Here is a 23,163-nt window from a genome sequence, read left to right on the forward strand (position 1 = left end):
CACGTCATCGGATGAGATAGATATGGTGTTTGAACAGCCATTTCAGAATGCATCTCCAAAGGTTGAACACATAAAAAAACGCAAAGCAGCGATAGGACAGTTGCTGGCGTATTACAAACAAGAGGTCGGTGCTCCTGCTCCTGAGCTATCCACATATCAAGACGCTGGTTTCAATAAAATTGAACAGGAAGATGTCGGTTATTTAAATGAAGTTATACAAAGCAATACGTTGTTGGCTGAAAGAAATATATTAAAACTTATTCTATTATTCTCCCATCGTTATCCGATTACTGAGATGTTGTTATTAGATGAAGGTGTGAGTGACCAAGCCAGTATTGCTGCATTAGGGGCTATGCATATTCAAGATCTCATACAACGACATAGGCTTGTGAGTAAACAACAAATCAGTGCGTATATTAGTGCGACAACGGTAGTGGGGAATGTTGGTGATACGGGGACAATAGCTACTTTTCATATAGATAAAGACCAAGCAAACTTTGATGGTTTCCCCACACAACTTGCAAAAGCCAATAGCGACAATTTTGGTGTTACACGGGTTCAACGAAACAATTACTTAGTAACATCGAAAGTAAATCCTAATATGTATGCTATGGGTAGTAACATGCGTGGTGCGCTGCTGCTAAAAAAAGATAGCTCGCCATATTTTACGCCTGTTTATACCCCCGCTGGCTTTTCCAGCGCAGCCGCTGCTTTTTCTAATTTTGATGAAAATTATATGACAGCTATTTTCTCTAATCGTGATTTGATTGTGGATGAAAACACATTGAGTCCTCGCCACCCATTCGGTGCATATACCTCCCATGATAAAGGTGAGACGTGGATTCTTGCGCATCCTTATGCTGGACTTTCCCAGGAGCCTCTAGGTAATAACAGTATCTTGTGGGGTCACACTCAAGAGCTTAAAGATTGGGTGTTTTTGGCAACTCACCGCGATGGATTGTATATATCAAAAGATGCTGGTGTCAGTTTTCAGCCTGTGACTAATTATTATGCCTCGACACTTACCACAAGCTTTGATAGCAATACATTTATTCGAACTCTTACACTTACTCATGACAGTATCACTGGTGAGCAATATCTCTTTGTTATAGCAAAACCGAGTGCTTATTACTCTGCTTCAGGTACCGTGAGTACCGATACCCCTGATGGTGAAGGCTATCGTCTTACTATTGCAGGTGGCGAGATCACTGAAGTACAGCTGCTCAATAATTATTTTAACGCGAGTAATGTCGAGCGAAAATATGCAGACATCAGTTTTAAAAACGGTAGCAAAGAAGGGTATGGACTGTTTTTTGATAAAAAAGACGTTAATGAGGAAGGTAATGGCGGTCGTCATGTTGCGCGTATTAGTGAATATGGCGATATGATTTGCGATCTACAAACGTCAAATCCTTATTGTGACAATTACAGTGCTACACCTGGTGTTACCGCTCAAAATCAAGAGGTCTGTAGCATTGCCAATAATCCGTATAATCCCGATATGTGGGTGATGCTTAGAGGGGGGGAAACACGCACCTCGGTTGTTGTCACTACGGATGATGGATTAACATGGCAGTATACTGATCGCACCACAGTTGAGCTTACTGGGGAAGATTATGTGACGAGCATGACAATGTCCTCCGCTATTTATGAAGATCCTCAGTACGCTGCTATTCAAAATGGTGACTACCAATACTTGTTAAATACAACGACAGGTTGCCAAGGTGTCTCGATTGGCTTTATTGATGCCACCAGTTTTCGAATGATACCGATCAGTAAAGAGAAGCCGATTTTAGTTACAACAGACAGTGGGGCAACATTTTCAACCGATCAAATCAGTTCAGAAAATAAATGGGTGATGGAAGCCAGTATTGATGGTGATTATCAATTGATTGCTTTTGGTGAGTATGGCTTTAAATACAGTGTTGATGGTGGACAAAGTTATCGCGTAATTAATGATCTCACTCGCCAGGAAATAACAGATTTAAAAATAAAATCTGCGCCTATCGTTGATAGTCATGCCTCACAAGCTCGCGGGCAGGCGTCGGTATTAAGAAGTACCAGCACGGGATTTACAGCTTATATCCTATATACTGAAGTTGCTTACCTTGTCCGTTTAGACTATGACAAAGCGGCAGATACGGTGTCGATAACACCTATCATGCTAAATGGAGATAATCTTTCTCCATCCTATACGCTAAATAACAGTAATAACATTAACTTTAACGCTGCGGGCCGCAGTTTTTGGCGACAAAATTATATCTACATTGGTAACCTTGTTTCTAGAGATAATGGCCAAACATTCAGTCATTTGTGCATGAATGATGACTGTAGCGTAAGAGAAAACTGGTACATAGTGATGGATGTGCACCCTAGCGAACCACAAAAAATCGTGGCATATCATGAGAAACAAACAGCAAAAGATATAAGTCTGTCAGTCTCTTATGATGCTGGTGCTACTTGGAATCTATTGCCGAATACTGGCTTGTACGAAACGGATCATGGTCGAACCTACGCTATCCGTTCGATTCTCTATTATGGAGATGTTAAGAAAGGCATCAGCTTTATTCCAGACGTTGGCAATCAACCCAATGATCTAAATTTTGCATTGTTCATCGCAGGACGAAGTGGTCTGTATCGCTTTGATTATGATTCTCAGGCGTCATCACCAATCGATCAACTTACTTGGAGTCTATCGAATCAATTCTTACCAATTGAGGCAAGTAGACAGGGTAAACCTTGGTTAAGTGAAATATTGTTTAACCCGGCACAGCCTAATATTGCTGTTGCGGTGCAAATTAATGATAAAAGTTTGTTTGGCCAGTGGTTTAGCTTTGTTGGTGAAGATGAGTTTTATTACAAGCCCAACACTACCGAGCATCCGATTTATGTCAGCTTTGATAGTGGTAAAAGATGGTATAACTTGCGTAATGAAAAGTTATTGCCTTATACAGCAATCGCCAGTGTTACGTTTAATGCTCAAGGAGATTTGATACTATATACCGCAAATTATGGCGTGATCACCATTCCGTTGGCGAGTATGGATTGGACGTCAGTACAGTGATAATAACTCGATATATTACGTTTTCTGAGGCTGAGTGGTTGCACTAACCATACGGACTATCTTGTTTACGAGCAGTCTCGGTTTTGATAGCAACCTGACTGTACTGATTTGTACATTGATATAAATCAGTAGATTGAAGTACATTAACCAGATATTAACACTTCACCTTATAATTGAAGTAATTGTTGTTACGTTAGATAGTAAAGAATCAGTAGTTATTGGTATTAATAAAAAACACCTTTTGAGTCATTGGTGGGATGAGATAATTGGTAATACGTTAATTGAAAAAATCGATTGATAAGGAACCAAACGCACTGAATGCATTAGCATTAGCTATGGTCCCTGCATAATATAAAAGGACAAAAGGACAAAAGGACAAAAGGCCACAAATAAGCGGCCTTTTTATTTTAAATAGGTATAGAAATTCAATTATTATAATATCTTTCGCCATCAATTACCCAGCTTGAAACAATGTCAGAGTCTCTTAGCTCTACCTTAATTTCGGTCATGTTTCGCGCACCTTTATCTAATAGTTCAGAGTAAAGTGTCTTTGCTTCTCTTTCTGCAGTTGCTTGGCCTTCTGTTCCTAGCTCTGCGGGTACCTTGTATATAAATTCAGGTTTCATGGTAATCCTTCTCCTTTCAACTTAATTCTCTTAAACCTTAACATAGTTTCTTTAGCAGAAGGTAAACTTACCTCTTATAAAAATACAAATAGTCAATAATCAATAATTTAAAGCAGTAATTTTTATGGGCATCCATTTATGTAATTGTTGTATTGGTTAGGTGTATTTACTTCTTGAATGCTTCTGTTGCTTAAATTATTTTTGATTCTTTAAATTGAGATAAAGGCTCACTTTATACAGATGGGGTGGTGAAGAATTTTTGATTACATTTAAGTCGTATAACTATCAGCAATTAGAAGCAAAAGCAGAAAAATAAGTGTAGCGATTGATTCAAAACTTATTAAAAAGCGACCAGTTACAGTATCAATAGGGGGTGTTGTTGAATCTGATATTTCATTTTCTAAAGCGTATAAGCTTGCAGATTCAGCGTCTTTTTTATCTAAAGAAAATGGTAGGAATAAAGTAACAATGGCTGATTAATTATTAGGTCTGGTTTTAATAGGGCGGTTAACTTGTATTTCATAGTATGTCAGAATGAACTCGATGAGTAATTTATTCTCAATAGCTAGGTAATTGAATTAAAAATAGGCAGAGTGAATATGCAGCATGAGATCATTAGCGATCTAGAGCGTCGCTATACAACTAAGAAATACGATCCGAGCAAGAAAGTATCAGCAGGTGATCTTGCCGTCTTACTTGAGGCGTTGCGATTATCGGCGTCATCGATAAACTCACAGCCATGGAAGTTTGTGGTAATAGCGTCGGATGAAGCAAAACAACGCATGCATGATTCCTTTGCTAATATACATCAGTTTAATCAGCATCATATAAAGGCATGCTCTCATGTGATTTTATTTGCACATAAACTTTCGTATACTCGTGATGACTATGATGCGGTTTTAAATAAAGCGGTTGCAGATACACGTATAACTGAAGAGCAAAAAGAAGCGGCTTTTGGTTCATTTAAATTCGTAGAATTAAATTGTGATGAGAATGGTCAACATAAAGCATGGACTAAACCGCAAACGTATTTGGCGCTTGGTAATGCTTTGCATACGTTAGCGCGGTTACATATTGATTCTACGACAATGGAAGGTGTTGATTCACAATTGTTGAGTGAACTATTTACTGATGAATTAGGAGGGTATGAATGTCATGTTGCTTTAGCGATTGGTTACCATCACCCAAGTGAAGATTACAACGCCTCTTTGCCTAAGACTCGTAAGGCATTTGAAGATGTGATTACGATTCTTTAGTTTTTTATTCCTTCAGATGAAGAAAAGCCAGCGATTATGCTGGCTTTTTACGTGGCTGCTACATGAACTTAAGTAAAAGTTATTAAGCTAATAACTCTTTTGCTGTTTTCACTGCATTTTCAGTAGTGAAACCAAACATTTCAAATAATTGTTCAGCAGGTGCTGATTCACCAAACGTTGTCATACCAATAATTTTGCCACCGAAACCAACATACTTGTACCAGAAATCAGCAATACCCGCTTCAATAGCAACACGTTTTGTTACAGCTGATGGAAGTACTGATTCACGGTAAGCTTCGTCTTGCTTATCAAATGCATCTGTTGCTGGCATTGATACAACACGTACCGCTTTGCCCTCAGAAGTTAGTTGAGCCGCCGCTTCAACTGCAAGCTGAACTTCAGAGCCTGTAGCGATAAAGATTAGTTCAGGTTGGCCTTCACAATCTTTAAGAATGTAGCCACCTTTAGCGATGTTAGCTACTTGCTGTGCATCACGATTTTGTTGTGCAAGATTTTGACGAGAGAAGATTAGTGCTGATGGACCATCGCGACGCTCAATTGCTAGTTTCCAAGCAACTGCAGATTCAACTTGGTCACATGGACGCCATGTGCTCATGTTTGGTGTTAGACGTAGAGAAGCGATCTGCTCAACCGGTTGGTGAGTCGGACCATCTTCGCCAAGACCAATAGAGTCATGTGTGTATACTTGGATATTCTGAATTTTCATCAGAGCAGCCATACGCATAGCGTTACGAGCGTACTCCATGAACATTAGGAACGTTGCGCCGTATGGTACGAAACCACCGTGTAGTGCGATACCGTTCATGATAGCTGTCATACCGAATTCACGAACACCGTAGTGAATGTAGTTACCAGAGAAGTCTGTTGCTTCAAGCGACTTAGAACCAGACCACATAGTTAGGTTAGAAGGTGCAAGGTCAGCAGAGCCGCCCATAAATTCAGGTAGCATAGCACCAAACGCTTCTAGTGCATTTTGAGAGGCTTTACGTGATGCGATGTTTGCAGGGTTTGCTTGAAGATCAGCAATGATTGCTGATGCTTTTTCTTCCCATTCAGCTGGTAAATCACCGTTTACGCGGCGAGTAAACTCGGCTGCAAGCTCTGGGTATGCTGCTTCATAAGCTGCAAATTTCTCGTTCCACGACGCTTCCTTAGTTGCGCCTGCTTCTTTCGCGTCCCATTCTGCGTAAACTTCTTGCGGAATTTCAAATGCGCCGTGCTCCCAACCTAATTGTGCTTTCGCTGCTTTAATTTCTTCAGCGCCTAGTGGAGCACCGTGACAGTCGTGTGTACCTTGTTTGTTTGGAGAACCAAAACCGATGATAGTTTTAGTACAAATCAGAGTAGGGCGAGGATCGGCTTTTGCAGCGATGATTGCTGCATTGATTGCGTCAGCATCGTGACCATCGATAGCAGGAATTACGTGCCAGCCGTATGCTTCAAAACGTTTAGGTGTATCGTCAGAGAACCAACCTTCAACTTCACCATCGATAGAGATACCGTTGTCATCCCAGAAAGCAACTAACTTACCAAGACCTAGCGTACCTGCTAAAGAACAGGCTTCGTGAGAGATACCTTCCATCAGACAGCCATCACCCATGAATGCATAAGTATAGTGGTCAACGATGTCGTGGCCTTCTTTATTGAATTGTGCCGCTAATGCTTTTTCAGCCATCGCCATACCAACTGCATTCGTGATGCCTTGGCCTAATGGACCAGTGGTTGTTTCGATGCCTGGTGCATAACCGTACTCAGGGTGACCTGGTGTTTTAGAATGCAGTTGACGGAAGTTTCTAAGCTCTTCAATTGGTAACTCATAACCTGCTAGGTGAAGCAGAGAATAAATTAGCATAGAGCCGTGGCCGTTAGATAGGATAAAACGGTCGCGATCAGCCCATTCAGGATTAGCAGGGTTATGGTTTAGGTGTGAACGCCAAAGAACTTCAGCGATGTCAGCCATACCCATTGGTGCGCCAGGGTGACCAGAGTTTGCTTGTTGTACACCGTCCATGCTTAGAGCACGAATAGCATTAGCTAGATGTTTACGGTTCATAATGATTAACTCGAATATTTGAAAATGAAGGGCTGAAAGGTTCAACCCGATTTGAATATGGTGGCGAGCTAGAAACTATAGACGCTTCGCTTCTAGAAACTATAAGAGCATGGAATACGCACGTTGAGAATGTTACTTATAACGTGATTGCTTTTGCCCTTATAGTAGCGAAGCGTTCTAGTTTCTAGAAATTATAGTTTAGCTGCGATCATGTCTTCTAGCTTACCTTGGTCAACCGCAAAGTTACGGATGCCTTCAGCCAGTTTCTCAACAGCCATTGGGTCTTGGTTGTGATCCCATAAGAACTCAGCGTGAGTCATTGCAGTTGGACGCTCTTTGTTGCCGTTAGTATCAATCAGTTTCTCAACCACTTCGCCAGTTGCTTCTTCAAGCTGTTGAAGTAAGTCAGGGCTAATTGTTAAGCGATCACAACCCGCAAGTTCAAGGATCTCACCGATGTTACGGAAGCTTGCGCCCATTACTACCGTGTTGTAGCCATGTTCTTTGTAGTAGTTGTAGATACCAGCAACAGAGATAACGCCTGGATCTTCAGATGCTTCAAAATCACGACCTTCTTTTGCTTTGTACCAGTCCATGATGCGACCAACAAAAGGAGAGATTAAGAACACGCCAGCTTCAGCACATGCACGCGCTTGAGCGAAAGAGAATAGAAGCGTTAGGTTACAGTTGATGCCTTCTTTTTCTAAAACTTCAGCAGCGCGGATACCTTCCCACGTTGAAGCCAGTTTAATAAGAATGCGATCGTTAGTGATGCCAGCATCGTTGTACATTTTGATCAGTTGGCGCGCTTTTGCAATGCTGCCTTCAGTGTCGTAAGAAAGACAAGCGTCTACTTCAGTAGAGATACGACCAGGTACGACTTTAAGGATTTCTTTACCGATGCTAACAGCAAGCATGTCACATGTATCTTGTACTTGTTGTGCTTTGTCGTTGCTTTGAGCTTTTGCGTATTCAATTGAGGCGTCAATCAGTGGCGCATATTCTGCGATTTGAGCTGCTTTAAGAATTAGAGAAGGGTTAGTGGTTGCATCTTCTGGCGTGTATTTTGCGATTGCTTCAATATCACCGGTATCTGCTACTACTGTTGTTAGTTTACGAAGTTGTTCTAATTTAGTTGTCATACTACTTACCCTTACTGATCACATGCTATTTAGCATCTTCTTTGAAAGTCGGTCTCGCTGCCATCACGGTAATCTATGAGCAAATGCGATGGTAGTGAACATTTGATAGGTTGATAATTGTGTTTTCTGACTCAGATGTCAATGGAAAATGAAAGATAGTGTGAGAATACATGAATTTTTATGTGAATATTTGAGGGAGATCGTTTGCGCAAATAAGCAAAGCTTATGGCAATGGATTAATTTGCACTATAAATAAAGAAGTTAGAGCTGATAAGGGATACCGAAAGATTAAGGGTAAATAAAGCTTTATAGTCGAAGGTGAAAAAAAGGCGGGCAACTAAGTGTTGTTCCGCCTTAAATTAGTCAAAAATAATGAAATTAAGAATCGTTATAATCTTTCAAGTTCAGGGGTTGTGTTTGATGGTCTATTTGTCGATGATAATTTCTTTTCTATATTGCTAATCATTTGTTTTGTAGAGCTATTACTCGTATCTCTTGCATATTGTTGTTGGCTTAATTGAGTGATTAGCTCTTTAATAACAGCAACGTCAATACCTTGTTCATTCCACTGTTTATAGTGGTCTGCAAGGATCTGATGAGCAAGAATTGTATTATTTTGTTTTAAAGCAGAGATAAGCGCTTTACTGCCATTACCTATCACTATACTTTTTTGATTGGTAGATGTGTTTATTGTCTTTACTTTTGTGCGGCTAACAGCCCAACTAATCGCGGTAAATAACCAAAGAAGAGCAAAAGCAAGGGTGGTATATGGCCAAAAACCATGATCAACTTCACGTTTTCCTATGGTTTCTGGTTGAGCATTTGTTTGGGTATTGATCTTTTGCTCATTAACTTGAGTGCTTGGTGTTACTGTTAACGTCAGTGAATCGAGTGTTGCTGTCTCAGATTTTCGTGTAGTGCTGTTCCACCACTGAATCGAAACTGCTGGTAATTTAACGGTGCCACCTGCATGAGGGATGATTACTTGCTTGATGGTCATCACACTATTGCCTTGACTGTCTTTACCTATTAAGGGTTTCTCATCGTACATGCGAACCGATTTAGGATAATCAATATCAAGCTTTGGTAGTTTCTCTGGTGGAACATCTGCCATCATTAGGGTTATTTGACGAGTAATAGCAGTGCCTGCTTCTACTGTGGTATTTGATAATGGTTTACCATCAATTAACCATTGCTGCCCTAATTTTAAATCTGTAGCCGGTAACCAAGTTCCAGTGAAATCAGCGGGCTTTGCTAATACCGTTAACTGATATTGTTTTGGGCTGATGTTTAGTGGGATTAATTTAGTACTACGGCCATAACGGTCAGTTTGAATTAACCCACCTGTGAATGCCAAACCATCAAAATACAATTTCCCTGACTGATTTGCACTGACACTAAACGCTTGTTCAACCACAGTTGCTTGCAGTCCATCAATCACTGTTTGGTATTGTTTGCTTTCACCAATAGGAGAGAACTCAATACCACTCCCTTGTGGAGTAATGATATTTGGATCTTTTAAGCGACGAATATCCGCAAAGATAGCAATCTTGGCATCAAATTGAGCGGTCTCACCTTCATACAATTCATCTTTAGTTAGCGAGCCACTGACTTTGATTACGTCACTGCTTTTTGGGGCGGTCGCATCTTTAGTCACACGAATCGTTATTGGGTTAGTTTGCTCACCAGCGACATTCATACTCGGAATGGTTAGCGTGCCCATTTTTGTTGGAGCAATAGAAACCGTCCACTGGCTTTGTACGCTATAGTCGCCATTCACTAATGAGCGTGAGCTACCAAAACTGACTTGGCCACTGCGAAAATCAGGCGCCAGTTGGCTAGGGTCAAATTTACTTTGATCAGCACTTTTATCGACAGAGACCATTAATTGAATCACTTCGTTTTCAGTGATTTGGTTTTTACTCACCGTCGCAATCGCCTGAGCGTAACTTGCAGAGATACCACTAACGCATAATGTGGCAAATAAAATCACTTTCTTAATTAGCGCTGTCTTTTTCATAGAAGCCTTCATTGTCGAACTCTTTACAGTAGAGTAGGGACTGATGTGTCTTATACTCATTTAAACTACCATTCATTCTCAGAAGCTTGTGGTGCTTCTTGTTGTTTTGCTTGCAGATACAATAGGGCGCGCAGCAGTTCATCTTCTTTTGCGCCTGATTGCTCTAATTTTTGTAGACGAGGATCGGTTTTAATAGCGTCACTGTCGGCTTTTGCTTGTTGTGATTGCATTTGAGCTTGTTGCTCTTTTTCTTCGTCCGATTTAGGTTGTTTCTCTTTCTCATCACGAGTTTGTGCAGCTTGCTCTTTGTCTTTCTTCTCTTGTTCTTTTTTAGCTAGATCTTTTTGTTGCTGCTCTTGAGAAGAAGCTTCTGACTTATCTTGTTTATCAGATTGTGATTTATCATCAGATTGAGATTCATTTTTCTGCTGATTCTGCTGATTCTGCTGATTCTGCTGTGAATCTTGAGATGGTGAGTCTTTTGAATCTGAAGATTGCTCAGAGCCGTCTTTGCTGCCTTTATTCTCTTGGTTTTGTTTATCCTGTTTTTGATCTTGCTTGTCGTCTTTATTTTTATCCGATTGTTGATTCTTATCGTCTTGCTGTTGCTGTTGCTGTTGCTGTTTTTGCTCTAGCGCTTTATTGACGATATCTAAGTTAGTTTTTGCATCTTTCATATCAGGATCGGTTTTTAGTAAAGACTCATACTTCTCTTTCGCCTCTTCTAGTTGACCATTTTGCGCCAAGGCATTCGCAAGGTTGTATTGAGATTGAGTATCTTCAAGACCCGTTAGGCTCTCAATCGCGCCTTTATAATCGCCAGCTTTATATTGAGCAGCCCCTTTCCATTGTTTGGATTTGAACTGCTCGCTTGCTGCTTGATAGTCTTTTTGCTCAAATTGTTGATGTGCAGTGTAATCATCAGAAAGCAATGTAGTTGATAGTTCAGTACTTGCCATGGATTTATCGACAGGCAATAACACCAAAAATAATGCTAAGAACATGCCTTTTCTAAAGCAAAGCAGTGAGAAAAGTACCAATGGGAAAAGCAGCCAATAACCATGATTGGCACGACTGTTCACCTGGTTATCACTGTTTTGTGTCACTTGCTCTAAAGGTGTTTTAGTTAAGCGTGCAATGGTTTCAATATCACTGTTATCTGATTGAATAAGCTGAGCCACACCATTGGTAGCTTGTGCCAGTGTGACTAGTGGATCGGAATCCAGTGTCGCGACAACCGTTTTACCTGAAGCATCGGTGAGTAACTGACCAGAAGGCAATTCAATTGGCGCACCATTTTTGGTTCCTATGCCTAATAAACTGATTCGCCATTTACTGCCTTTGACACGACTCATCACTTTATCAAGTTGTTGGTTTGATATTCCATCTGTCAAAACAACAATATCACCTTGTTGATGGCCTGATTTTTTCATCATCTCAATACTTTGATCAACTGCGGCTAACAAGTTACTGCCCTTACCTTTATAAGGCATGATCTCTGGCGATAGGTTAGTAATTAAGTTATTGAGCGTTTGGCTATCTTCAGTTAACGGACTGACTAGATAGCTGTCTGCACCATAAGCGACTAAACCCGTCATGCCTTCTTTCCAATAGGGCAGTAAATCTTTCGCTTTGTATTTCTCTTGAGTTAAACGATTTGGTTTTACGTCGGTCGCATACACTGAGCGAGACATATCCATCACCAGTACTCGAGCACCTGAGAGCTGAAAACTCGGCGAGTCTTTATAACCAAAACTAGGACCAGCGAGGGCGGTAGTCACACATAACCATGCTAAAACCAGTCCAAGCGTAAAGCCATTGCCTTGTGTCTTTTGAGTCATTCCCAATTGTTTGGCAATGTGCGGTGCAATCAACCCTGTGGTGTTTTTGTTTTTACGTTGAATAAGCACCAATACCCCAAGAGGGATAAGAGCTAAAAACCACAATGGATAGAGAAAAGTAAAATTAGCCATGACGCTTTCTTACTCCCACAATAATAAAGAAGAAAAAGAGATACCCCATTAACGGATAGCGGAACCACTCTTCATGTGGTCGCCAGGTTTGTGTTGCTTGAGTTATGGGCTCTAGTTGGTCGATGGTTTGGTAGATCTGTGCTAACTCATCAGCATTACGTGCACGGAAATATTGTCCACCCGTCATGGTTGCAATTTCAGTCAGTGTTTTCTCATCCAAATCACGCGCAGTATTGACGGTTTGTTTGCCAAAGAAACCACGAACCTGCATTTCACCCGCACCAATACCGACCGTATAAATCTTGGCATTGTTGTCTTTGGCAAGTTGCGCTGCTTCTAATGGCTCTAGTACTCCGGCTGTATTGCCACCATCACTTAATAAAATAATGGTTCGTTGCGGAGCATTGCTTTCGATAAAGGTTTTTGTCGCGAGTCCTAAGCCTTCACCCATTGCGGTCATTTGCCCGACTAACCCAAGAACGGTACGGTCAAGTTGTTCTTCAACGGTTTTTCTATCAAAGGTGAGTGGGGTTTGTAGATAAGCGTGATCGCCAAATACCACTAATCCAAGACGATCGCCTTTACGCTCATCTATGAAATCAGACACGACTTTTTTAACGGCCGTTAAGCGATCCACAAAATCCCCATTTTCGGTTTTCATGTCTTCTTCCGCCATTGAGCCAGATAAATCGACCACTAGCATCATGTCACGGTGTTCAGGCTGAATATCAACCGGATCGCCATACCATACCGGACGCGCTAAGGCCGTAATCAATAACAGCCAAGCCACAGACAATAAACCAATGTTAATGCGTTTATTTGGTTGCTTATATTCGCCTTGCTCTGGAAGACGAGGAAGGTGAATCGCAGTACCTACATCTTTTTCAGGCACAAAAAAGTAAAACAGGAAGGGAATAGGTAATAAAAACCATGCCCACCACCAAACGAATTCAAGCATGTTGATGTCCTTTTGTTGACGTTGTTGCTATTACTTTTTTTACCGGTAAAGCATGAGATAGCCAATAACGTACATCATCATAGAAACGTTGTTGATTGGTTTCTGATAATGCTTGTTGTCCGTATAAAGCTAGTTCTAATATGTCAGAACGAGATGAGAAATGAACATTGGCCTGTTTTTTCACGGGGAGTTGCTGCTCAACAAAATGCCACCACGCTAACCCATGCAATGACGCAATGCGCTCACGAGGAAAGTGACTCAATGCCGATTGTTTTAATAAACGCGCAATGTCACTGGTTTGTTGAGGTGTTAGTTGTGCTAATTGCTTTAATGCCAAACGTTTAAGCGTGCCTTGTTGGCGTTTACGACGTATAAACCAAACTACGGCGATAACCAGTAATAACACACAGACGATTGCGCCATAACCTGTGAGAGATAACCCCCATGAGGGTGCTTGTGGTAAATGAATATCTGCTAATGGCAATACGTTGCTTGCTGGTGCTTGTTGGGTTGAAGATAAAGACATTATTTGGCCCCTTTATCTTGGTGTGATGGCTCTTGTGACGATGTCAGTTGCGATAATAACGGCAAACCTGAGGATAAACAGTGCAGTTGAATACCTAATTGCATTGCCATGTTTTGCACATACGCTTTGTGAAGATTGGCTTGTTGCTCTAAGGCTTTTTTGGTCGATGAGGACGAAAAGTCTAACCATGCAGAACGTTTGTTATCAGAGACATATTCTGTGCCATTAAAGCCAGTGGAGCCTTGTTCAAGCGGATCGCTAATCATAACAAACTGCAAACGGTTGTGTTTGCTCAGTTGACTGAAGATAGCCTTACACTCATCGGTTAGCGCATAAAAATCACTGATGATCACAATCTCACTGCCTTTAGGGCATAAACGCTGCAACTGGCTTAATCCGTTGGCAAAGGAACTGGCTTGTTGCGCGATATCCAAAGGCTCAGAGCCACTGTTGGTATTATGCTGCTCAATGATGGATTGCATAAATTGCAGCACACTTTTCTGACGAGAAGAGGGCTTGCAATCTAAGGTCGATAATCCATCAAAGATGATCCCACCGACGCGATCTTTTGCTGCTAAGGTTATCCAGCTTAATAAACTGGCAAAATGCGCAGCTTGTACTGATTTAAACAGTAGTTGAGAGCCGAAACGCATCGTGTCGCTGACATCAATAAACAGCATGGTTGGTTGTTCACGCTCTTCACTGTAGAGCTTGGTGTGAGGTTTTCCGGTACGTGCAGTAACACGCCAATCAATCGAGCGAATATCATCCCCCGGTTGGTATTGACGTACTTCTGAGAAATCCATACCGCGGCCTTTTTGTCGGCTTTGGTGGCTGCCATTCATTTTTGACCACACAGATTGGGACGGCGGCAGCCACTGTAACGAATGATTCTTATAGTGAATCAACTCATTAAGTGACAAGGTAACGCCATTACAGTATGGTGGCAGCGATAGAGTAGTTTTTTTCATATAATTACTTTACGGGGTTAAGACGCCGCAACCATTTGTAATAATCGTTCAACCACTTTATTTGCAGTCGTCCCTTCAGCTTGTGCTTGAAAGCTTAATAACAGACGATGGCGTAACACAGGGTAGGCCATTACTTGCACATCTTCAGGGCTAACAAAATCACGACCAGCTAACCATGCATGTGCACGAGCGCAGCGATCAAGCGCTAGCGTCGCACGGGGACTCACGCCCATCTCTAATTGCTTAGCTAAGTCTTGGCAGTATTGCTCAGGCTTACGCGTTGCCATGGTAATACGAATAATGTATTGCTCAATTTCTGGCGCCATGTAAATCGACAGTACTTCTTTACGCGCTTTAAATATTTCACTTTGTGCTAAAGGCTGTGGTTTCTCAGCTTGCTCTCCTAGGGCTTCACCACGGTTTAAACGCAGGATAGCTAATTCGTCTTCTGAGCCCGGGTAATCAACATCCAAATGCATTAAAAAACGGTCAAGTTGTGCTTCTGGTAGAGGGTATGTCCCTTCTTGTTCAATCGGGTTCTGTGTTGCCATCACCAAGAAAAGATCTGGTAATTGATACGTGTTACGACCGGCCGTGATTTGTTTTTCAGCCATTGCTTCTAGCATTGCCGCTTGCACTTTCGCTGGTGCACGGTTGATTTCATCGGCTAACACCAATGAATTAAAAATAGGGCCAGGTTGGAAAGTAAACTCTCCCGTTTCTTGGCGGTAAATATCCGTCCCCGTTAAATCTGAAGGCAATAGATCTGGGGTGAACTGAATGCGGTGGAAATCCCCCTCAATAGAATCGGCCAGAATCTTCACGGCACGTGTCTTAGCTAGACCTGGAGGGCCTTCAACTAAAATGTGACCATCAGCAAGTAAAGCTATTAATAACTGCTTAACAAGCGCAGGTTGACCAATCACTTGAGATTCAAGATAAGTTTGCAATTGTTGAATTTTTAACGCTGTCATATATCACCCATGTCAGGATTAGGTAGTAATTATTTCTTTGTGACTAATATAAATCACATTAGTTCCTTAATAAGATAGAGTTTAATTTGAATTACTCAACTATCTAGGTAATAAATTAAATAGTAACTATTTATTAAAGGAATGTGAACAATAGTCGTTATATAAACGGTCTATTTTAGCTGTGGAAAAATTATGATTAATCTAACAATTAAACAGAAACTCGTCGCCGGCATTGTAATTGCGATTATTGCCTCAACTACACTTGTGGGTATTGTAGCCCAAAAAAAAGCATTCGAAACATTAGATGAGCGGTTAACCACTCTTGAACTGCCAACCATTCTTAACCAAATTGGTGGTGAGGTAGATAAAGAAGTTGCGGTGATCTCCTCTGCTGCTGAACAGATGGCAAATAACCCTTTCATCATCGACGCTATTTCAGATCCAACCATCTCTCCTGAACATCAAACCATTCTTATCGCTCAACTTAATCAGTTAAAGCAACAACATCAATTGAATGACGCTTCGGTAGCTAACCGTAAGAGTGCTAATTATTGGAACCAAGACGGTTTCTTACGTCAATTAACACAACAACAAGATGCTTGGTTCTTTGGTTTTACTCAAGGTGGCCCTGAGCGAATGCTGAATGTATTCACTGAGCAAAATGGTGAGGTTAAACTTTTCGTTAACTTTCAGCAATTGAATGGTGTGTCTATGGCGGGACTCTCGAAATCGCTAGATGACATGGTATCGCTACTGAATGGCTTTCGAATTGAGAAGACCGGTTTTGTCTATTTAATGGATGGTAATGGCGATATTAAGATCCATAAAAATAATAGCATCATGGGTAAGCAATCTATTAGTGATGTGGTTGGATCTCAAGAAGCTTCCGTTTTACTTACCAAACAAAACTTCAACTTAAGCCGTATAATGAAAGATGGCCAAGAGATCTTCATTGCATCGCATTACATTCCTTCAATGGAGTGGTTTATTGTTACTGAAGTTCCTGTCGATGAAGTATTTGAAAGTCTTCATAGCTCAACTCAAGATATCGTAATGTGGATTGTTGTTATTATTGCCGTATTTATTACTCTGGCAATTTGGGGGGCAGGTTCTATTACCAATAAACTTAATGATCTGTCATGTCGATTCAGTGAATTAGGAGAAGGTGAAGGTGATCTAACTCATCGTATCGAAATCAAAGGTAATGATGAAATAGCCGATTTATCAAAAGGCTTTAATAGCTTTGTTGAGAAAATTCATAATACCGTATCCGAAGTCGTAGAAACGGGTCATGTTTTACATACTACTGCTGAAAATGTTGCACTCAAAGCAACATCAACACGTGATAACAGTGAAATGCAGCGCGATCAAACTTTGCAAGTAGTAACTGCTATTAACCAAATGGGGTCAACGATTCATGAGATCGCCTCTAATGCCGCAAGCGCAGCACAATCAGCAAGTAAGGCAGAGGTAAGTACGCAAGATGGCCGCCAAACTGTGATTGGATCTCGTGATGCGATTACCCAGCTTGAAGGTGATTTGGTTCAAGTGAGTCATGTGGTGGAACAACTTGCAGGAACGACACAAGACATTGGTTCAATCCTAGATGTTATCCGTGGTATTTCAGATCAAACTAACCTATTAGCATTGAATGCAGCCATTGAAGCTGCACGTGCTGGTGAGCATGGTCGTGGATTTGCTGTCGTTGCCGATGAAGTTCGTCAGCTAGCAAGTCGTACTTCAGAATCAACTGATGAAATTCAGAAAATGATTGATCAGCTGCAAACGGAAGCTCAAAACGCAGTAAACGCAATGGAAGCAAGTCATACCGTTACGGCTCGTGGAGTGTCATCGGCAGATAATGCCACTGAAGTATTAGCGGGTATTGCGTTAAGTATCACTGATATATCAGACATGAATACCCAAGTAGCAACGGCAACAGAAGAGCAATCAACAGTGGTGTACACTATTAACCAGAATATCGAAGAGATCAATGGTATTAATGAGTTAACGACAGCAACTGCTCAAGAGTTAGCGGATTCAAGTCAGCAGCTGAATGCACTTTCACAACGATTAGATCAATTAGTTGGTGCTTTTAAAGTATAAGCGCTCGCTTAGGTTTACCTTTTTATGCGATTTCTTGTAGAATAACGTCAATTGTTTTATATGAATTGAGAAAATAATCATGAGTGATTTTGAAAAAGAACTGCAAGATATGATTCAGCAAGAATCGGATAAACCTGAAGTGGCATTGCCTTCAATCGAAGAGCAAAAAGCGATTGTTGCAGAACTAAAGCGTCTTGAAGAAGCAGGAGAACTAACTCCTGAAGCGTTAGAAGCGCATTTTGGCAAGTTTAACGAAACACAAGCTCCGCTTCATTAATTAACAGAAGTACTCTGTTTTTATACAATACCTAATAAAATGCCAGCATTCGTGCTGGCATTTTTGTATTCGATGAAGGAAGATTAGATAAGCGTTGAGAGTAAACCAATCACGCCACCAAAGATGCCGCCCCAAACCACAAGCCAGCCAAGGTGCTTTTTAATCATATCTTGCACCATCTCTTTCACTAATTTTGGTGTCAGTTCATTTAATCTTTGATCAATGATCTCTTCAATCGTAATTTGGATGTCATCCATCATCGCTGGGCTTTCTAGTTCGTCTTTTAGTGCGTTCTTAAACTGCTCTTGTTGACTGATCTCTGTTATCGATACTTTCATCTTTTCAATAAAAGGTTCACGCATAGGTTGAATGGCTTCACTGCCGCCCATCATTGCTAACATGCCACCAAATTGAGAATTCATGATCACCTCAACTAAAGAATCAAACGCAGGAGATAGGTCAATTTTTTCAATCACAGGCTCAAGATTGATATTCGTCGCCGAGGCCATTTCTTTTGATAAAAACTTATCTACGTTAGTTTTAGTGAAAAATTGCTCCATCATTAAACGTTTAATACTGGCTTTAAATTCTTCGAATCGCGCAGGAATAACACCAGAGCCGTATAAACCTGGAACCCTCTCAAACAACATATGAATGGCAAGCCAGTTAGTAAGCGCACCAGAGAAGGCAAATAAGCCAATATAGTACAATGTATTTTGTTGCATGCAGTAACCAATAACTAACAAGAGTAGTGACATCAAGTTTGTTATCATGCTTTTATTTAACATATCAAGCCTGTGTAGTTAGAAGAGGAAAATTTTGTGAAGTTTATCAGCTACTAAAAGCTGACAACAAGTGAAAATGTGTTTTTGATCTGGATTGTTGAGTGTAAAATAGCACAAGACACAATAAGCACATGCACTAGAGGCTAAGTTATGAGTATTTGGAAGCGTCCGATGGATTTGGCTATATTAAACGCCACATCTCGTAATACATTAATGGAAGCATTAAATATCGAATATTGTCATTACGATGCAGATTCTATTACAGCATCGATGCCTGTAAATGCCGTGGTGCATCAACCGTTAGGAATGCTACATGGGGGGGCTTCTGTCGCGTTAGCTGAATCAGTTGCATCTATTGCTGCTAATTGGTGTGTCGATGACACAAAGTATTGTGTGGGGTTGGATATTAACGCCAATCATATTCGAGCAGTCCGAGAAGGTACTGTTTATGCCACAGCAAGACCGGTGCACTTAGGTGCAACCACGCAAGTTTGGCTAATTGAAATTAAAGATCAACGAGAACGCTTAGTTTGTACCAGCCGCTTTACGGTTGCTGTGATGAAAAAGAAAAAGTAGCGGCTGTTGTGGAGAAGAATAATGGAACAAAATGAAATTTTAAGTCATGCTCATGAGCTACCAAAGATCCCTAAAGTGATCCGTGAGATGATGGAACTTGTGAATGACCCAGAAGTAGAACTTCAAGAGTTAGCTCGTACTATTTCAATGGAACAAGTGGTTAGTGCTCGTGTTATTCGTTTGGCAAACTCTGCACATTTTTCTCGTGGTAAAAGTGTGTCATCAGTTGACCAAGCGGTTGTCCGCCTTGGGCTTGAGCCATTAAAAACGTTAATCATTGCCTCTTCTTTAGTTAGTGCCTTCCCATACGTAGAAGTCATCGATTTAGAAGCGTTCTGGCAAGAGACGTTTGAAGTAGCAATCCTGAGTAAAGCAATAGCACAAAGCTGTGATGTAAACCCTAATGCAGCCTTTACTGCGGGTATGTTACACAACATCGGCGATTTGATGATCTACACGGTAATGTCTGAGCAAGTTCCAACTATTTTTGAAAAAATGGAAGCGGGCAGTTCTAAAGTAGCAGCGCAACGCTCAACAATTGGTACAGATAGTGCCATTCTTGGTGCAAAGTTAGCGGAAAGCTGGAGCTTTTCTGAAGAATTGGTATTTGCGATTTCTGAACAGTATGAACCAAAAGTCGATAATATTTATTCACCATTAGCTGCAACGGTGCGTTTAGCTAATGCGATTAATCGTAATTGGGATGATTTACCAACATTAGATGCAAAATCGGTGTGGTTATCTGAACAGATTGAAATAGATATTTTATCTGTTAATACAGCTATTATTGAAAATATTGATAATGTGAAAGGATCTGGTATTGAAATGGCTCGGTTGGTAATGTAAACATGCAAAAAGACTGGATGTTATCGGCGTTGATTGGTGCTTTTTTTGCCATTATTTCATATTTAGCCCCTGATTTTATTATCAGTAAAGTGTTGGTTATTATCGCAGTTATTTTTTTGGCGAAAGCAGTAAAAGCTATTTTTTACTCACTAAAACATCGCCAATATGAGATGTAGATTTTAAAAATGTATTTAATCAAAATCGAGTGGGCTTTTAGTTCCTGAAAAATGTAAACCAATAACATGTGTATAAATTTGGGTCGTTTTGATATCAGAATGACCCAATAATTCTTGTATTGTTCTTAAATCTCCTCCGCGCTCTAAAATTCTTGTAGCAAAGCTGTGTCTAAATGTGTGACAACTGGCTTTTTTGTCTATTTCTACTGCTCTAATTGCGATTGTTACTTGCTTTTGTACGCTTCTATCTAATATATGGTGACGTCGTCGCTTACCCGAACGAGGATCTTTGCTGATTTGTTTAGATGGAAATACATATTGCCACCCATAACTTTTAGCTCGTTGAGGGTACTTTTCGGCGATAGCAAAAGGAAGGTAGACTTCATCATCTCCATTTATAGCATCCATTTGGTGTTGCTGTTTTACAAAGGCTAATTGTGTTTTAAGCTCTTTAATAATGCTTTCTGGTAGCACAGTGGTTCTGTCTTTATTCCCTTTCCCGCTTCGTACTGTGAGTGTTTTATGTATTAAGTCAATGTCATCAACCCTTAATCGTAGGGCTTCATTAATTCGTAAACCACTGCCATACATAAGTTGTGCAATAAGCTTTGTTGGATGTTTAAGCTCATTTATAACAGCCATTGCTTCACTATGAGTGAAAACGGTAGGTAGTTTGGTTGCCTTTTTGGAGCGCTTGAAATCCAAGTTATCGACTGATTGCTGTAAAAACTCACGACATAGGAAGACTAGGGCGTTAAGAGCCGTTTTTTGAGTGTTGGGTGAAACGTTTTGTTTTACAACAAGGTGTTCAAGATATTCTGGTATATCAAAGACATTAATGTCTTCTTTTGAGGTGTAATTATTATGCCTAATAAAACAGCTTATCCAATAGATGTATTGTTTTTCAGTATTGTAGGCCATTGATCGTGTACGAATGAATATTCGTATTTGGTCGGTAAATCGTTGTGAATCGGGTTTGAGATCTAGTGGGATATCCATGATTGTAACTTTATTGGTTAATTGATGATGATTGAATTGTAGTCACTGGAATTTGACCTGCAATGTGGGTTCGCATATTTGTAAGGTACATAGAGTTTTGTTGGAATTGTTATTTTAATCAATTACATGGAGTAAGATTGAAAAGTGGGATATACGAATCATTATCGTATATTGTTTTTGACTTTTATGGTGTTTTGGCTGTTAGGTCGTTGGTTTTAAAGTAGAATATAGTGTTATTGTAGTGGTGGAATATATTCGGTAGAGATTACGAATGTGATGGGTATAATTAAATGTTGTGCGTACTGAGTCCGAAATTTTTTGCACGGTTCATCAAAAGGATCGAGGCTTTCGTAGTTTCGGCTTAGTAAGTGTGAATTTCTTCTTTGTTGCCTTTTGGTTTCCGTATTATCAGGTTCGGCAAATTAGCCCTTATTTCCCTAAGTTCAGGCGTTTCAGAAGCTATTTTATGCTTCAATTGTTCTTTGGTTATGCCTCATTTTAGTTTGCATCAGTGTTTTCTTCTCAGTATTTTCAATCCCAGTTGTGGAAAGGATATTTGGTTTATCAGTTCCAAATCTGTTGAAACCAAGCCGTTCAAATGGCGTAAGAAATTTATCTGTTTTCCATTTACTTTATCTCGCAATTTAAGAACATTTTGTTCGCTTAATTACTACCGGTAAATTAAAATTAGGGCTTAGAAAATCTTGGCAGGGCAGTTCTTTACCAAGCTGGCCAAGCCGAAAGTAAGCACGCACAACAATCGCATCAACACGATGCTTATTACATTCGGCGTTTTTGGTTTGAAGTGTAATTGGTTTGGTAAAGTTGGTCGTTAGCACGTGTTATGCAAGCGTTATATGCAAGGGGGGATGCGGTATTAATTACAATGACTTTAAAAATAAGCTAGAAAGATTAGGGTTCAATTATTTTTATTTGAATTCAGTATCAAATAGGAATTTCAGGATTAATTATAACGATCAATTAACGACTGAATTCAACTCGATCCACGATGCTGGATGTAAATACAATTATATTGGTGAAAGTGAATATCAAGTATCTATTGATTTACCTATCAATATACTTGATGCTAAAAGCTTAGCTGATGACAAAGATCTACTCATAACTTGTATTGAAATCTTTGATTGGGGTGATGTTCAAAAATCAAATATATTATCTGCTTTAAAGCTTCATCGGAAAGGTGACTTAAGATGTTACTTGAATAAAGCTAAAAAGTGGTTTGAAGATGATAATAATCTTAGTGAACCGAACTTTAAAGTAATTTGGTCAAGTGGGTGGACTAAAGTTTATTCTTTTATGTTTCAGTACACTACGATCTATGATTCAAGAGTTGCAGCATTTATTAATCAAGTATTGTTAGATTTCTGTAATACCATAACCGACAAAGAGAAGCTAGAGTTACAAATTATCAGTAAAGGATTATTAACGTTTGGTGGCAATGTAAAAAATAGCGATGGAAAAATTCGTATAAGAGTTATGGAAAAGCCTGCAGTTGACTTACTTCAACTTTATAAAAGCCCAAATGAAAAGAGGAAAATGTTAGCGAATAAGAAAGCGTCTTGGTTTATTCGTTATATGGCCGAGCTTGATACAGTTGATTTTAATCAAAAAGAGTTTAGAAATTTAGATAAGGCTGCATTCATGCTTGGGTTCGATCTTAGTCAATGGTGATTTGCATATAACAAATGCATCAACACGATTTACTACACTCGGCGTTGTCAGTTTGCCTTTAGTTTCAGTGATTAAGGCGTTAAAATTCAGTTAGGTCTGTATCGTAGTAAACGTGTTATGCAGGC

General features: G+C 40.2%; 20 protein-coding genes. 8 read left to right on the forward strand and 12 right to left on the reverse strand.

Going from position 1 to position 23,163, the window contains the following annotated elements:
* The coding region (locus F8B77_RS17550; RefSeq protein WP_167512839.1) for a hypothetical protein at positions 1–3,064 on the forward strand (3,064 nt) is incomplete at its 5' end.
* A gap of 425 nt (positions 3,065–3,489) precedes the next feature.
* Here F8B77_RS17550 and F8B77_RS15745 read toward each other — a convergent pair.
* Positions 3,490–3,690, reverse strand: coding sequence for a hypothetical protein (locus tag F8B77_RS15745; protein WP_151656477.1), 201 nt, complete (start codon positions 3,688–3,690; stop codon positions 3,490–3,492).
* 599 nt (positions 3,691–4,289) lie between these two features.
* Here F8B77_RS15745 and F8B77_RS15750 point away from each other — a divergent pair.
* Complete coding sequence (locus F8B77_RS15750; protein ID WP_151656479.1) at positions 4,290–4,946, forward strand: NAD(P)H-dependent oxidoreductase; 657 nt, start codon at positions 4,290–4,292, stop codon at positions 4,944–4,946.
* An 82-nt stretch (positions 4,947–5,028) separates the two neighbouring features.
* Here the strand turns inward: F8B77_RS15750 and tkt are convergent, their stop codons facing one another.
* From tkt to F8B77_RS15790, 8 genes are all read right to left on the reverse strand, one after another.
* The gene (gene tkt, locus F8B77_RS15755) at positions 5,029–7,020 is read right to left on the reverse strand and encodes a transketolase (RefSeq protein WP_151656481.1); all 1,992 of its coding nucleotides are present in this window, start codon (positions 7,018–7,020) and stop codon (positions 5,029–5,031) included.
* A 191-nt stretch (positions 7,021–7,211) separates the two neighbouring features.
* Entirely contained in the window at positions 7,212–8,162 is a 951-nt protein-coding gene (gene tal, locus F8B77_RS15760) for a transaldolase (protein WP_151656483.1), read from the reverse strand.
* 388 nt (positions 8,163–8,550) lie between these two features.
* Positions 8,551–10,182 carry a BatD family protein gene (locus F8B77_RS15765; RefSeq protein WP_244298272.1) on the reverse strand — a complete coding sequence of 544 codons (1,632 nt, stop codon included), beginning with the start codon at positions 10,180–10,182 and terminating at the stop codon, positions 8,551–8,553.
* A 65-nt stretch (positions 10,183–10,247) separates the two neighbouring features.
* Entirely contained in the window at positions 10,248–12,155 is a 1,908-nt protein-coding gene (locus F8B77_RS15770) for a vWA domain-containing protein (RefSeq protein WP_151656487.1), read from the reverse strand.
* Entirely contained in the window at positions 12,148–13,113 is a 966-nt protein-coding gene (locus tag F8B77_RS15775; protein ID WP_151656489.1) for a vWA domain-containing protein, read from the reverse strand. The genes F8B77_RS15770 and F8B77_RS15775 overlap by 8 nt, the downstream gene beginning before the upstream one ends.
* Positions 13,106–13,639, reverse strand: a complete 534-nt coding sequence (locus F8B77_RS15780) for a DUF4381 domain-containing protein (protein WP_151656491.1) — start codon at positions 13,637–13,639, stop codon at positions 13,106–13,108. Before F8B77_RS15780 ends, F8B77_RS15775 begins: the two co-directional genes overlap by 8 nt.
* Complete coding sequence (locus tag F8B77_RS15785) at positions 13,639–14,610, reverse strand: DUF58 domain-containing protein (protein ID WP_151656492.1); 972 nt, start codon at positions 14,608–14,610, stop codon at positions 13,639–13,641. Before F8B77_RS15785 ends, F8B77_RS15780 begins: the two co-directional genes overlap by 1 nt.
* A gap of 17 nt (positions 14,611–14,627) precedes the next feature.
* Entirely contained in the window at positions 14,628–15,584 is a 957-nt protein-coding gene (locus F8B77_RS15790) for an AAA family ATPase (protein ID WP_151656494.1), read from the reverse strand.
* Between the two features lie 192 nt (positions 15,585–15,776).
* Between F8B77_RS15790 and F8B77_RS15795 the strand changes: the two genes are divergently transcribed.
* Together F8B77_RS15795 and F8B77_RS15800 are read left to right on the forward strand one after the other, a co-directional pair.
* On the forward strand, positions 15,777–17,690 hold the full coding sequence (locus F8B77_RS15795; RefSeq protein WP_151656496.1) for a methyl-accepting chemotaxis protein: 1,914 nt from the start codon (positions 15,777–15,779) through the stop codon (positions 17,688–17,690).
* Between the two features lie 79 nt (positions 17,691–17,769).
* Positions 17,770–17,967: a restriction endonuclease subunit S gene (locus F8B77_RS15800; protein ID WP_130043760.1), complete on the forward strand. Its 198-nt coding sequence runs from the start codon at positions 17,770–17,772 to the stop codon at positions 17,965–17,967.
* Positions 17,968–18,050: 83 nt separating this feature from the next.
* Here the strand turns inward: F8B77_RS15800 and F8B77_RS15805 are convergent, their stop codons facing one another.
* Positions 18,051–18,755, reverse strand: a complete 705-nt coding sequence (locus F8B77_RS15805; protein WP_151656498.1) for a DUF445 family protein — start codon at positions 18,753–18,755, stop codon at positions 18,051–18,053.
* A 147-nt stretch (positions 18,756–18,902) separates the two neighbouring features.
* On the opposite strand from F8B77_RS15805, the gene F8B77_RS15810 reads away from it, so the two are divergent.
* The 3 genes from F8B77_RS15810 to F8B77_RS15820 are packed head-to-tail and all read left to right on the forward strand — an operon-like array spanning position 18,903 to position 20,350.
* Positions 18,903–19,328 carry a hotdog fold thioesterase gene (locus F8B77_RS15810; RefSeq protein WP_151656500.1) on the forward strand — a complete coding sequence of 142 codons (426 nt, stop codon included), beginning with the start codon at positions 18,903–18,905 and terminating at the stop codon, positions 19,326–19,328.
* A gap of 21 nt (positions 19,329–19,349) precedes the next feature.
* Positions 19,350–20,174, forward strand: a complete 825-nt coding sequence (locus tag F8B77_RS15815) for an HDOD domain-containing protein (RefSeq protein WP_151656502.1) — start codon at positions 19,350–19,352, stop codon at positions 20,172–20,174.
* 2 nt (positions 20,175–20,176) lie between these two features.
* Positions 20,177–20,350 carry a hypothetical protein gene (locus tag F8B77_RS15820; protein ID WP_151656504.1) on the forward strand — a complete coding sequence of 58 codons (174 nt, stop codon included), beginning with the start codon at positions 20,177–20,179 and terminating at the stop codon, positions 20,348–20,350.
* 15 nt (positions 20,351–20,365) lie between these two features.
* Here F8B77_RS15820 and F8B77_RS15825 read toward each other — a convergent pair whose 3' ends face one another.
* On the reverse strand, positions 20,366–21,349 hold the full coding sequence (locus F8B77_RS15825) for an integron integrase (RefSeq protein WP_151656506.1): 984 nt from the start codon (positions 21,347–21,349) through the stop codon (positions 20,366–20,368).
* Between the two features lie 644 nt (positions 21,350–21,993).
* Complete coding sequence (locus F8B77_RS15835) at positions 21,994–22,188, reverse strand: hypothetical protein (protein WP_151656508.1); 195 nt, start codon at positions 22,186–22,188, stop codon at positions 21,994–21,996.
* A gap of 94 nt (positions 22,189–22,282) precedes the next feature.
* On the opposite strand from F8B77_RS15835, the gene F8B77_RS15840 reads away from it, so the two are divergent.
* Positions 22,283–23,038, forward strand: coding sequence for a hypothetical protein (locus tag F8B77_RS15840; protein WP_151656510.1), 756 nt, complete (start codon positions 22,283–22,285; stop codon positions 23,036–23,038).
* The last annotated feature ends 125 nt before the right edge of the window (positions 23,039–23,163 follow it).

This window comes from Aliivibrio finisterrensis, from assembly GCF_008933155.1.
Classification (GTDB): Bacteria; Pseudomonadota; Gammaproteobacteria; order Enterobacterales; family Vibrionaceae; genus Aliivibrio; species Aliivibrio finisterrensis.